Annotated in this window: 11 protein-coding genes; 3 read left to right on the top strand and 8 right to left on the bottom strand. The window is 38.8% G+C overall.

Annotated elements, in window-relative coordinates:
- Positions 1-39: 39 nt before the first annotated feature.
- Genes HYV86_05045 through HYV86_05035 form a run of 3 tightly spaced genes read right to left on the bottom strand, consistent with a single transcriptional unit; the run spans position 40 to position 2,583 of the window.
- The gene (locus HYV86_05045) at positions 40-702 is read right to left on the bottom strand and encodes a YIP1 family protein (protein MBI2573200.1); all 663 of its coding nucleotides are present in this window, start codon (positions 700-702) and stop codon (positions 40-42) included.
- Entirely contained in the window at positions 690-2,210 is a 1,521-nt protein-coding gene (locus HYV86_05040) for a phenylalanine--tRNA ligase subunit alpha (GenBank protein MBI2573199.1), read from the bottom strand. Before HYV86_05040 ends, HYV86_05045 begins: the two co-directional genes overlap by 13 nt.
- 58 nt (positions 2,211-2,268) lie before the next feature.
- Positions 2,269-2,583 carry a hypothetical protein gene (locus HYV86_05035; GenBank protein ID MBI2573198.1) on the bottom strand — a complete coding sequence of 105 codons (315 nt, stop codon included), beginning with the start codon at positions 2,581-2,583 and terminating at the stop codon, positions 2,269-2,271.
- Positions 2,584-2,918: 335 nt separating this feature from the next.
- Here HYV86_05035 and HYV86_05030 point away from each other — a divergent pair, with 335 nt between their 5' ends.
- The gene (locus tag HYV86_05030; GenBank protein ID MBI2573197.1) at positions 2,919-5,747 is read left to right on the top strand and encodes a hypothetical protein; all 2,829 of its coding nucleotides are present in this window, start codon (positions 2,919-2,921) and stop codon (positions 5,745-5,747) included.
- 45 nt (positions 5,748-5,792) lie between these two features.
- Here HYV86_05030 and pyrF read toward each other — a convergent pair whose 3' ends face one another.
- Positions 5,793-7,301 carry an orotidine-5'-phosphate decarboxylase gene (gene pyrF, locus HYV86_05025; protein MBI2573196.1) on the bottom strand — a complete coding sequence of 503 codons (1,509 nt, stop codon included), beginning with the start codon at positions 7,299-7,301 and terminating at the stop codon, positions 5,793-5,795.
- A gap of 74 nt (positions 7,302-7,375) precedes the next feature.
- On the opposite strand from pyrF, the gene pyrC reads away from it, so the two are divergent.
- The gene (pyrC, locus tag HYV86_05020) at positions 7,376-8,686 is read left to right on the top strand and encodes a dihydroorotase (GenBank protein ID MBI2573195.1); all 1,311 of its coding nucleotides are present in this window, start codon (positions 7,376-7,378) and stop codon (positions 8,684-8,686) included.
- A gap of 17 nt (positions 8,687-8,703) precedes the next feature.
- Here pyrC and HYV86_05015 read toward each other — a convergent pair whose 3' ends face one another.
- The 4 genes from HYV86_05015 to HYV86_05000 all read right to left on the bottom strand — a co-directional run bounded on the left by HYV86_05015 (position 8,704) and on the right by HYV86_05000 (position 12,031).
- Positions 8,704-9,096 (bottom strand): NUDIX domain-containing protein, encoded by a 393-nt coding sequence (locus HYV86_05015; protein MBI2573194.1) that lies wholly within the window; start codon positions 9,094-9,096, stop codon positions 8,704-8,706.
- Positions 9,097-9,189: 93 nt separating this feature from the next.
- Complete coding sequence (locus HYV86_05010; protein MBI2573193.1) at positions 9,190-9,993, bottom strand: hypothetical protein; 804 nt, start codon at positions 9,991-9,993, stop codon at positions 9,190-9,192.
- A 278-nt stretch (positions 9,994-10,271) separates the two neighbouring features.
- Positions 10,272-11,324, bottom strand: coding sequence for an mRNA surveillance protein pelota (locus HYV86_05005; protein MBI2573192.1), 1,053 nt, complete (start codon positions 11,322-11,324; stop codon positions 10,272-10,274).
- 32 nt (positions 11,325-11,356) lie between these two features.
- Positions 11,357-12,031: a YqeG family HAD IIIA-type phosphatase gene (locus tag HYV86_05000; GenBank protein MBI2573191.1), complete on the bottom strand. Its 675-nt coding sequence runs from the start codon at positions 12,029-12,031 to the stop codon at positions 11,357-11,359.
- Positions 12,032-12,199: 168 nt separating this feature from the next.
- Here HYV86_05000 and HYV86_04995 point away from each other — a divergent pair, with 168 nt between their 5' ends.
- Positions 12,200-13,393, top strand: coding sequence for a hypothetical protein (locus HYV86_04995; GenBank protein ID MBI2573190.1), 1,194 nt, complete (start codon positions 12,200-12,202; stop codon positions 13,391-13,393).
- The last annotated feature ends 103 nt before the right edge of the window (positions 13,394-13,496 follow it).

The following is a 13,496-nucleotide window of genomic DNA, read 5'->3' as shown; positions in this document are numbered from 1 at the left end:
TTGTTTAATTAGTTTAGTTTATGGTTTTATTATTAGTTATTATGGTGTGATGAGAGCTGAGGCAAGGAAGGCAAAATAAATAATGAGGAAGATAGTACTGAAGATAAATACGGGTACGAGTACCACTGCAACACTTTTGCCAACACTAAGTTGATGGCGTTTATGGACACCCATTCCTTGTAAAATTAAGCTATATGCGCTTGCAGCATATCCTACAAGGGGAATTAATGCAATAACACTTGGCGCCATTGAATAACAATTGACAATATACGTTTCTTTAAATCCTTGTTTTCCACCAAAGAGGAGAACAAAGAGGTGAGTGATAGCAGACCAAACATAAAGCATTCCCCAGGTAAATACTATTAACAATGGAAACGCAGCGATGGCAATAAGAAGAATAATTCCAATTCCGATGCCTCCAAATAGACCTATTAAATTAGTACTTGTTCCACTCAGTAATGCAAGAAAAAAGAATCCAATCACTAAGAGGAAAAAGTATAGAGTTACTAAGACGATTGCTTGTGTTTTGAGCGCAAAGATCGTTGGTTGCTTATATCCCATACTTTGTGGAATTTTTTCATAAAAATTCATGGGGTCGCTAATAACATTCCACCACGTTTGAAAGTACCCTTTTGGTTGAGTTGATTTGTCTTGAACTTTAGATGTTGGGGTCTGAGTCACTTGTTTTTTTACCGCAGCCATAGTTTTGCCTCTCGTAATTGTTTTAAGTCATTTTTGTAAAGATCGCGAATATCAGTAATGTTCCAATATTCCATGATGATGCGTCCCATGCCTTGTCCCCAGGCGAGAACTGGACATTCAAAACCGAGTAATGGTTTGACTACTTCAGGGCGGAAAATGCCTGCGCCTCCTAATTCAATCCACTGTTTACGACCAGGATGATATACATCTACTTCCATGGATGGTTCTGTGTAAGGGAAGTGGGCAGGTCGCATGCGAACTTTTGTGTAGCCCATTTTCTTATAGAAGCGGCTTAAGTAGCCCTTGAGATGTTTTAAGTTAGCATTGGGGTCAATGACAATCCCATCAACTTGATAAAATTCGAAAAGATGTTTCCAATCTAATGCTTCATTGCGAAAGACTTTTCCTACAGCGAAAAATTTTGCAGGTAAATCTTCTTTTTTAAGTTTGGAAAGAGTTTGCGCCGAGAGTACAGTTGTATGTGTTCGCAGGAGAATTTTTTGCGCTTCATCTTGAGAGAAAGTATATCGCCAGCCAATGCTTCCTGTATTTGCACCATTTTCATGTACCTCTTTGATTTTAGTCCAGATTGGTGGGAGTTTCGCTTTTCCTTCAAGATAAAAAGTATCTTGCATTTCACGAGCAGGATGGTCTTGCGGCACGAATAATGCGTCAAGATCCCAAAATGCTGATTGTACATAATTTCCCGTCATCTCTTTAAAGCCCATGTCTAACCAGATACGTTTGATATATTGTAATGCATCATTATCAAAATGTCTGCGACCTACGCCAGTTTTAGGGACGTTAATTTCAACATCATAAGCGCGAAAATTTTTCTTTTTCCATGAACCGTCTTTAAGCATGGCTGGCGTGAGACGGTTAATTACTTCTGCACCTAAATCTGCGTTGGCAAGTTGTTTTCCGATAGTGGTAAGGGTAACGGTAATGTTTTTTTGTTCGTCTGTATGTAGGATCTCTTTTCGCTTACGCAACTCTTCGAGTACAGTTTGTTCCTGCTTAGTCAATGAGTCATAGGGAAGGGGAAATTGTTTGGTGAGGAGAAGTTCTGCAGGAGATTTTTGTTTTTGCAAAGTTTTCCCATTTACTGTGATTTTAATGTAGAGCTGATCTTTCTTCTCAATTTCAATAGCTTGTTGTTGTTTAAGTAATCCGATAACTGCGTTACATTCTTGTGTGTCAAGAGAGGTTTTGTCTTGGAGTTGCTGCAGGGATTGGAATTGGTCTGTGAGGACTTGTAAGAGTCGTTTCTCTGGCAGACCATGTTGTTGAGCAGCTATGCCATTTTTATCAAGAATGACTACTTTGTATTTGTCGGTGATAATTTTGAGCGCTTCTTTATTTTCCAACCATTGTAAACCGCGTATCACTTCAATTTCTTGCAAGCCTGAATGTTCGATAATGTGTGCTAGCTTTTGATGAGTTTTGAGAACTGGAAGGACTGCTCGTTCAAACGGATGAAGTTTGGCAATGGTGCTGGAGAGGTCCATCTGTTTGAAGAGTGGAGGGTGATTTATAAAGTTAATTCCCGGTTCTGGTTTGAGCTTGTTATCGTCTTGCATGTGATTGCTTGATTTGAACTAGAACTTCTTGGACGCGTTGATAGATGCGACAATCGTCGTTACTTGTTACTTGGGCATGTCCTCTACTTTCGCGATCAAGATAGCATAAACCTGATTCACGTAGTGCGTAACACCTATTTGCTTCTTTAAGTGAACAGTTGCCGACGGCTGTTCCTTGTTGCATTCTATCTGTGATATCTCCCGCACGTCTTTGTGTAATTTCCTCTACTTTTCCTGGAACTTGATATCCTTCTCGTCTTCTTTCATTTACTATTGGATTATTTGAAATTGCATAGGTCATTTTTTCTCCGTTTATAGTCTGCTGACTTGGTAGCGAGGTCTAAGAATTCCCGAGTTTTGTTTTCAACGCAGATTGGGTTTCACGCCAGGCGTATGAAGAAAGTTATTATCGGGGCAAGCGAAGCCTAGAAGCTAAAGAAAAAGTTAACACTAGCAGATTTCAGGATGTTGTTTTTGCTAGATTTATCCATGATATAGATTAACAAGCAGAGGTTTATTTAAAGTTGTTGACAAAAATGAGCAAAAATGAGGGATGTTCTGTCATGTTTGTCATGTTTTTCTAAATGATCTAACAAAAGAGTTATAAACCTGCAGTAACATTAAAACCTACAAAAGATGGTGTTTCCAAAGTCTAGATCTAGGTACTTAAAGAGCAAATCTATCTCTCTTAAAAAAGAAAGTTTTTCTCTTAAGAAATGGACACCTTTACTTATTTTTCTAAGTCTTTTTGCAATATTAGTTTTAGCAGCAGAGGGTGATGAAATTGTTTCAGGTTGGAATAAGACCTTTAACAGTAATTTAACGGGTTATGATTCTTTAACAATAGCTACTGATGAAGCGTATGACATCACGGCAGATAGTTCTGGTAATATTTTTGTAGCAGGGTATGGTGCAGGGTTGGAAAATCAGTGGAATAGTGGTTCTTCTGACTGGTGGATTAAAAAATTTAATGCAGCGGGGACCAGCCAGTTGTGGGATATCTACATAGATGGTGGTTTTAATGCTTCGGAGCAGGTTAATGCTATTGATACTGATTCAGCGGGTAATCTTTATGCTGTAGGAAATTGGGTAAATTCTAGTGGTGCAGTAAGTCGTTGGAATATCAAACGGTATAACTCATCTGGGGAGGGTAATAATACCTGGAATATTTCATTTTATGATAGCTCCTCGTCTTCTACTGCGCGTGATGTTGTTGTTGATTCAACTGATAATGTTTGGGTCATAGGTGATGGATATAGTATCAATAACACATATACAGGTTCACAGGGTGATTGGCATTTAGAAAAGTATAATACTAACGGTGTCAAAACTTGGGATTATAATCATACTTCTGTAAATACTAGCCAAGATGTCGCCTATGCAGCAGCATTGGATGGAAATAATAATCTCTATGTTGCAGGAACGGAGGGATATCTATTTGGTGAGCCCCCATTTGATAATTTTGGGTTATTAACAGGGGGCAGTAAAGAGGATTGGCGGGTGCTTAAGTTTACTAATACCGGTAATATAAATTCAACTTGGAATGTGAGTTATAGTAGTGATTCTAACTCTAGCGATTATGCTTATGATATCGCATTAGATTCGACAGGAAATATTATTGTTGTTGGCTCTGCTGTCGCTATAGTGAATCAAACGCCTGGTCAGTTTGGGCTTTTAGGTAGTGGTGATGATTGGTTAGTTCGTAAATATACTTCTGCAGGTACATTATTATGGTCGTTTAATTATTCTCTTCAGCTTCAAAATGCTGCCGATGTTGCGTACTCTGTGGTGGTAGATAATAGTGATAATATTTATGTGGGAGGATATACTACTAATTCTACTGGATATGTTAGTTGGCACATTAAAAAATTAGATAGCAATGGTATTGAAGATAATACTTGGAATAAAACAGTTCAAAATCCCCAATTAGCAGGATCTGGTCCTAATGCATATGCTTACTCTTTGTTGTTAAATAGTACTAATCTCTACGTAGTTGGATCTGGAACGAACCTTTCTGCCGATCCTACTAGTGGGACTGATTGGTGGATTAAGAAATATACTGCGACAACGGCAGTAGAAGTTGTCACTAATTGGAATAAAAATTTTACGGGAAATCGTAGCGGGCTCTCGACTCTGACGGTACCTTCTGATTATGCTTATGGTCTTAGCGCTGATAGTTCTGGTAATATTTTTGTGGTAGGGGATGGGATGGGTTTAATTGGTGGGGATGAGCTTTCAGCAAAGACGGATTGGTGGATTAAAAAATTTACATCTGCGGGCACAGAAGATACTACAAATTGGAATATTTACTTAGATGGAGGTATCAACCTTTCTGATACGCCTTATTCTCTTGATTTTGATTCGCTGGGAAATTTATATGTGGTGGGGGTTTGGACTAATGATACTACGGACGGTGGTGCTGGTCGTTTTCATCTAGAACGGTTTAATACTTCCGGAAATCGAAATATGACCTGGTCAAGTTCGTATTATGAAAGTTCGAATAGTGGTGGTTCCAAAGCATATGATGTTGCAGTAGATTCGACCAATAATGTGTGGGCAATAGGTTATGGGACCGCACTTAATGCTAGTTATTCTCAAAAAGATTGGCATCTTGAACGATATGCTACAACTGGTATTAAGAATTGGGATGTTAATTATTCTTCACATTATAATGGATCGGATGTAGCTTATGGCATTGCTTTAGATGCTACGGGTAATGCCTATGTTGCGGGGAGTTCAGTTCATTTATTTAATGCTCCTTTTGATTTCTTTGGTATTCCAAGTGGAGGTAGCGGGATTGATTGGTTAGTTCGTAAATATAGTAACGCGGGTGTGTATAACTCTAGCTGGAGTGTGAGTTATGATAGTTCTAGGAATGCTACTGATAATGCTTATGATATTGCAGTCGATTCTGAGGGGTCAGTGGTAGTAGTAGGAAGTGGTTTTGCTCTTGCGAATACTTCATTGGACGGAACAGGTCAGGGTAGTGGAACGGATTGGTTAATTCGAAAATATGACTCTTCTGGTGCGTTATTGTGGTCAATAAACTATTCTTATGTGGTACAATCTGCTTATACCGATGAGGCGTTTGCTGTGGCAATTGATAATAATAAATCCATCTATGTAGGCGGAGATTTTGCCAATTTAACTGGTTCGTATTGGCATGTTAAGAAGTTTAATGGGAGTGGCGTGGAAGATTCGGATTGGAATAAGACTATTGTTCCTTATGAGGATGCAGCTACGCATACCCTTCGCACTCTTCTTCTTAATGAGACTTCATTGTATCTTGGTGGTGCGCGTTATCGTGTTTCAACAAGTTTTGATTGGGGAATTAAGAAATACAATACCTCTGCTGTTGCAGCAAGTGTTGATATTCCTGAGTTTAGTGATTATGCTATACTAGTGATTCTGGTTAGCGTTGTGGGTGGTTTCTTTTATATGAAACGACATGAAGAGAAAGAGTAAGATTAGAAATAAAAAACAGAATAAATGGTTTGGGTATTTTCTGGCTTATTTTTCGATTTGCGTTGCCATATCTTTTAAGATTTCATAGGCTGCTTGCTGTCGTTCTGCTGGTGTTTTTGGTGCAGTGATTGCTCTTCCTACAACGAGTATTGATGAGCCTGCAGCGACTGCTCCTGAAGGAGTGGCGACACGAGCTTGATCTGATCCTGCGGAAGTGTTGACTCCTTGGATTCCTGGAGTGATGTACATGAAGTCTGATGGCAAGTGAGGTTTGATATAGGTTAGATCTTGTGCTGAGCAGACGATACCATCAAGACCTGCTTGGTGGGTGAGTTGAGCTCGTCGAAGAACTTCTTGGTTGAGACTTCCAGCAATATTTAATTCATTGTTCATGGTTTCTTCATCAATACTTGTAAGAACGGTGACGCCAATGACATAGGGTCGCTGCGCTCCTGCAGGAGTTCCTGCTATTGCCCCTTTCATTGCTGCTTGCATCATTTTTTTCCCGCCTTCTGCGTGAACATTGAACATGTATACTCCTAAACTTGCTGCTGCTTTGCTTGCGTCTTCAACAGTTGCAGGAATATCGTGATACTTCAGATCGAGAAAGACATTAGCTCCATATTCTTGGACGAGACGAACTACTTCTGGTCCAAAGCGGCTAAAAGATGCTTTGCCAACTTTGAACAGACCTATGTAATCATGTAATTCTTCGACGCGTTCTCTAACAGCTTCAAGTGTTTCGAGTCCGTCGAGAGGAAGGCAGAGGCGTTGTCGGGCTTGTTGTTCTTGGAATGTTAATGTCATTTTCTTTTCACCTATGTTGTGTTTTATTGCATTTTGAGAATTTGGAATAGAAGAACCTAGTTCTAATTTAATATTAGAATTTTCAAACTCTTTTTCTACTTTTAGAAGAATCTCTGGATTGATTCTTTGTGTTTTGGCAACGAGGGGCAATACTGTGAGGGCATTACTTAATGCGAAATAAGGTATTCCCAACTCTTTGATTGCTTCTTCAACAGTTTTTCCGTCGTCACGTTTTTCATTGCGGTTGGTTAAACCATATGCGGCAATAATACATAATCCGCTTTCTGTTAGTTGCTTAATGGTGTTAATTAATGAACCCCCAGTCGTTGTTACATCCTCAATAACAATAATTTTTAATCCTGGTTTTCCCACGAAATATCTATCTTTTGGATCGCCATGTTCTTTTGGCTTTGCTCTTCCAATCATCAAGGGGTGTGATCCTTGGGTAAGATTATGCTTTTTTGCCCATTCAACTTGTGTTAAAACTCCTAATGGTGTTGCTCCTTCTGGGACTCCATAAAATTGGTCAGGGTTAAGATTGAGTTTTTTTGTAAAGGCAATAATTTGTTTGGCTACATATAATAAAGAATGTACGTCAGAGGCAATTGTTCGCCAGTTTACATACCAATGTGATACTCTTCCTGATTTAAGGGTAATTGGTTGTTCTTTGAATCCAATAACTTGGTTACGAATTACAAATTGATTAAATTCTTCCTGATCAAAATTATCACAAGAACAGTTTTCCATGAAGTTTCTTAAGTTACTCTGTTTTTACTTGTACCATATAAATCTTTTTATACCATTAACTATACATTCTAAGTATGGATGTCCTTCTGCATAGCGGGATGGTGTATAGTTCTGTTGCTGGTGATTTTATTCGCGCAGATGTGCGAATTCATGAAGATAAAGTAGTAGATATTTCTCTGGGAATTTTGCCTCGTGCATGGGAAAAAGTTGTTGATTGTTCTGGGAAACATATATTACCTGGATTAATTGATGTTCATGTGCATTTTCGCGAGCCTGGTGCGACACATAAAGAAGATTTTCTTTCTGGTTCAAAAGCGGCAGCAGCAGGCGGAGTGACTACTTTTCTAGACATGCCCAATAATTCTACTCCCACCACGACACGCGAACGCTTGGAAGAAAAACGGAACTTGGCAAAAGCAAAATCAATTGTCAATTATGGGTTTTATATTCTTGGTTGTGAAGAAAATGCTAATGATCTTGCGGAATTTGATGATGTTGCAGGTATCAAAGTGTATTTAGGAAGCAGTACGGGAAATTATTTGACTGATGATTTAGGGGTGTTTGCGATTATTTTACAAAATGCGAAACGTCCTGTGGTTGTTCATGCAGAAAATGAAGGGTTGTTGCGTTATTTTGCGGCTAAATATCGTGAGGGTCAATTACATCATAAGATGCGTGATAATTTATGCGCAGCAGTAAGTGTTGCGGAATCAGCACTTGTGGCACGTCATTTCGCAAAATCGTTTCATATTGCTCATCTTTCTACTAAAGAGGAGTTGGCACTATTGCGGTTGTTTAAGACACCCCTGATTACATGTGAAGTCTCTCCTCATCACTTGTTTTTGAATGAGGAATTTTTTTGTTCTCATGGTGCGTATGGGAAGATGAATCCACCTCTACGTTATAATGCGGACCAGTTGGCTCTTTGGGAAGGAATTCGTGAAGGTCTGGTTGATATGATTGCAACAGATCATGCGCCGCACACACATGAAGAAAAGCAAAAAAATGTGATGGAAGCACCATGTGGCGTTCCTGGTGTTCAGACAATGTTGCCGTTGTTGTTACAGGCGGTTTCTGATGGACGATTGGAATTACGCGATGTGGTGCGTTTATGTGTGATTAACCCTGCTAAAAAGTTTGGTATTAAAGATCGTGGTGTGATTAAAGAGGATGGATTTGCGGATTTATGTATTGTTGATCTTTCTAAAGAAGAGATTATTTTACGTGAAACGCAGCATAGTCGATGCGGTTGGACTCCTTTTGAAGGGATGATTACGAAAGGTGCTGTGGTAATGACTGTGGTCAATGGCAATATTGTGTATCAAGATGGGATGTTCTTTGAGGATGTGAAAGGGAAAGAAGTGGAGTATGAGGGAGTTAAATAAGGAATTTTATTTTCATTTTAGATCATTTTTTCTTCTCTGAGTTTCATGAATAATTTGGTGTAGAGGTTTTTAGGAAAAGGGGCCATCTTTTTTTCTATCTCTTCCCATGAAAACCATTTTATCTCCTCAATTTCACTTGAGGGTGTTGGTGTGCCTTTGATTTCAACAAGATAGTTATGTTCTGTTTGTGGATGCTTTCGTATTTCGTTTGTTGACTGATAGCTAGAGTGAAATTCTGTTTTTATGGTGTCGACATTGAGTTCCTCTTTGAGTTCGCGTTGTATTGCTTCTTGGTGCGTTTCGTTGGTTTCTATGCCGCCACCGGGAGGATAGTAATGTGCTGCATCTCTATCTTTGACGAGGAGAATCTTTTTGTCTTCGAGAATGATACATTGGACACGTTGTCGCATGGTTTAATGGAGGAGGTTCGATTATAAAATTGTTTGTGAATAAAGAAAGAAATTATAAAAAATAAAACTCAAAAAAAATACAAAAACAAGAATTTATCCTTGTTTGCTGTCGTTCCAGAGGCGGTTAAAGACGTTGTCCATAGCTCCGGTGAAGTATGGGGTTTTTACCCAGACTCCTAGATCGTAAGATGGATGGACATCTTTGTCGTCAAGGGTCATGAAAACCATGTCTTTGCCATCAACGGTAACAAAACGAGAATTAACTTTGTCGTTATGACGAACGTCAGCAATACCTTTGAGCATGTCAACAAACTTTTTGTTGTCTTTGGTAATAGGAGCAGAGATACGTACAGTAACGCCACGTTTTCGTGCTTTTTCAAGACTTGCTTTAAGACCTTCTGTTTTACGCATGAAACCCGTGTCAGAAGTCATAATGTTGACACTTTTCTTTGAGTCTTTAATTAAAAGATCAAGATGATTATACAAATTGTTGCGTCCACGTAAGCAGCCACTCATTTCAGCTGGTTCAACAAGAGCAATACCTTGAGTATGAAGTGTTTCAAGTTCTCCTAGAAGAGGTGAACCTTTAACGGTTTCAAGGCGTTTAATTTTCTCAGCTGCTTCGACAGTCATGTTCTTCTTAACACGGTCAACGACTTCACTTGGTGGAATTGCAATGTATTTGATTGGTTTGCCAATTTTCATAATGACAAAGCCTTTTTTCTCAAGTGATTCTAAAACATCGTAACTACGAGATCGAGGAACATCAGCAATGTCTGAGAGTTCTCCTGCAGTTGATACACCGCGAGAGAGAAGCGCTGTCCATAATTTTACTTCATATAAATTAAGATCGAAGTAACGGCGAAGTTTATTTAGTAATTCATCTTTCACAATCATTTTCAAACCCCCTTTTTTGCTAAACTTACTCTTTTTTGGAATGTGGATTTCTCCTCATTTTTCGTGACTATTTTACGAGAGTAAATTTTTGGTACTCACTAACTAGTAATTGTGACTACTATTAAAAGGTTGCGGTTCTGCACTAAAATTAAGAGTAACACATCAGATACTTTTTTTGTCGTCTTTAAAAAATTAAATTTAGTTTTGCAATACTTATGTTTCAATTTATACTCTATATGCTTTTTTCTTTCATTTCTAGTTGACTTAGAATTAGTTTTTTAGTATGTTTTGTAACGTAAAATGGCGGCAATTCCACCTAAGCCATCTAATTTTGTTCCAGCGTCATGTTGAGAGGAGATGATATGAATTTTTCCTCCGGTTTTTTCAACAACACTCATGGCGTCTTCTAATTCTTGAAACGTATTTTTTTCTTTGCGTGTGCGTAAATATTGTTCTGTGATAAGGAGGTCTTGCGCTGCTCCTTGATTGATACTGTCTAGTACTAGTTTCCATCCATAACTGGCTTTGCCTTGGGTATTAATCTCTTTAAGCAGTTGGTCTACTAGAATTTGTTCTTGATGCGCTCGGCTGTTTTTGAGCACTGCAGTAAGTTCTGGTTGTTTAATGATATCATTTAACGCGGCTTGAGTTACATCATAACACGTTGCGAGAACAAGTTTAGATTTGATTGAGGGAAGAGTGATGCGCGCAGCGAGGTCTTCTTTATAGAATGCGGGTGACGCAAGAATGATGTGTTGGGGTTGGTAGCGTTGAGAGTATTCTTCAATATTTTTGATTATTTCTTGGTAGAAATCTTTGCTCACAGGCTGTGCGTTTTCTTTTTTGGCAACATCGCCTTGAATGGTACTTAGAGTTTCAAATCCATACTTTTTAGTGATGGCAAAGAGTGCTTCTTCTCGATCAAATAGGCAGAAAAGATAGAGATATTTTTTTTGAGCTGATTCTTCGAGTTGTTGCTGCTGATAGGAAAGCCAGCGAGGTTTTGTGATGGTGGCTTCACTGCCTTCTTCTAGAGAGATAGCTTGATAACTTTCTTTAGGTAAATCATCTGGGCCTTCTTTGATTTTTCCATTAATGCGCAGACTGGTTGCCGTGGCACCAAATTCAATGGTTTCTGCTTGGATGGTAAGAGTAAGAGTTTTCTTTGTTACTGTAGCGTTTTCACTATCGCCAATTTTGACTTTGCGGGTCATTTTGCCACGCACGAGGTCGCCAGTTTCAAGAATGCCATGTAGGTACCATAAGTCATCAAGGTTGTTGATGCGTATGGTTACTATGCCTTTTTTGAAATCATGTTGGAGAATGTCCATGGTTTGGATGAGGGAATGATTTCTATATAAATTTAGTTAGACTCAAGTTGAGGGGGCACTTTTCTTCCATAGAATATAACATTACGACAAAGATCAGGTTTGTAGAGGGGGTGGGATGGTGCTTGTTCGCCGCGTCTTAACCGGGCTTCTAGGCGGTTTCGTTCTCCTCGTCGTACGGTTGCTGCTGCTTTCAAATCGCCTTGTTCAGTAAAAGGATCAACAAGAACTGTGAGCATGCCATACCGATTGCCAAATGCTATATCAGTAAGGGTGCGATCACCAAACATACAAAAATAAGATAGATCTTTGATTTGGATGCCTAACTGTTGGGCAACTGCTGCACCTCCTGCAGGTTTTTTATGGATGTGACGCAATACGGGAAGACCTGTGGCTTCTTCAATTTTTCTCGCTTCTTGATATTCTGGGTCATCACGGGTGCCTGCTGAGTTTGAATCAATTAAAATGGAGTTTGGAAAGACCATTCTGGCTTCTTTTAGTCTTTCTTCTATTGAAGGATGAATCTGATGTTGATAGGGTCTGGTAAGGGTATTATCTTTATCAAATACTGCTCCTCGAAATCCTGCTTCTTTTAATGCGTAAAAATTAACATTATCAATACTTCTAACGACAAAATGGGGAATACTTACATTTGAAAAATAGGCATAAGGGGCATACCATAATGCTGCAAGATTGATTAACTGACTCATGGTTCTTTTGACTGATGTCTTTTTTTAAACTCTTTGGGGCTTTTTCTTTATACTTCAATCATATATTCTCTTCCGATTTGTCTTTTGCTGATTCTGTTTTTTCTTTTCTTCACTGTTGCACAACAGAATACTTTATATAGAAGAATCGGCTACCATTTCCTGATAGATATGCTTACTAAAAGAGGTCAACAGGGTGCAGCTGGTGGAGCTGCGGTTCTATTAGTTGTGATTGCCGCGCTGATTATTGGTTTTGTAATTTTAATTCCTCCTGCTGATCGTGCTGAATTATTAGGAACACCTACGGGTACTGGCAGTAACAATTCTGCAGGTGTGGCGATCGGTGATCGTTTACTGGATGTAACTCCTGGTCGCATTGATTATCTTTCTCAACGAGTAGTTGAACATCCGCTTCCAGTAGTTAATCTTTTTACGAGTACTGAGAGTCGAGTGCTTGAGGAACGTGGAACCCTTTTAACTAAAAAAGGAATTTTTACGAATGATGAAGCTCAACTTCGGTTTGCTTTAGATAATCCTTCTACTACTGATCGGGTTTTACTTGGGTTTACGGTGCGTGAATCCAAAGGGCCTTTGGAAATTTTACTTAATGGTGAACGCGTGTTTGAGGGAGAACTCAAAGTAGGAAATGTTGCTCCCGTAAGTCTTGCTAAATCAATGCTCACAGCAGATAATACTCTTACGTTTCGTTCAGGATCAGTTGGTGCAGCGTTCTGGCGAACACACAAAGTTACTCTTGATGCGGTTAAAGTGCTTGCAGATGTGACTCAACTTGATGCTCAATTTTCACGTCATTCCTTTTTAGTCTCTGATACTGAGAAAGCAGCTCTTGAACGTCTTGTTCTTAAATTTCAACCTGATTGCATTTACACTCAAGTCGGAAGGTTGAGTGTTATGGTTAATGGTCGAGAAGTTTACAACGCTGTTCCTGATTGTGAAGTTGCAATGGTTCCTATTGAGTTTGGTTCTGCAACGGTGAATGCGGGGGAGAATGAAGTAGTGTTTCGTGCTGAGAGAGGATCTTATTTGTTATCACACATTGTTTTGGAATCACATTTGAAAGAAATTGATTATCCTACCTATTATTTTGAATTATCAAATGAAGATTTTAATGCTGTAGAACGAGGAGATCGAAAGGTTCATGTGACAATGTTCTTTGTGGATGTTGTTGAGACCAAAAAGATGGATCTTCTTGTCAATGGTCATATTAACCAGTTTGAATCAAATGAACGGTCATATAGTTTTGATATTAGCGATGATATTGAACAAGGAAATAATGCAGTTAAATTAAAACCTCGTCGTAGCGTGGAAGTACGACGTATGGTTATTGAGTTGGTCAAAGATTAGTTAAGTTCTTTTGAGTTTTTTAGATTTTTTATGGTGGTTTGTTCTCTTTTTTTGTTAACTGGTAGGAATGTTTTTATAGTCGTTTTCTGTTATATTGATTAAA

Source organism: Candidatus Woesearchaeota archaeon, from assembly GCA_016188115.1.
Classification (GTDB): Archaea; Nanobdellota; Nanobdellia; order Woesearchaeales; family GW2011-AR9; genus JACPIK01.
The sequence above is the reverse complement of the archived record's forward strand: the minus strand, read 5'-3'. Positions and strand labels throughout refer to the sequence as shown.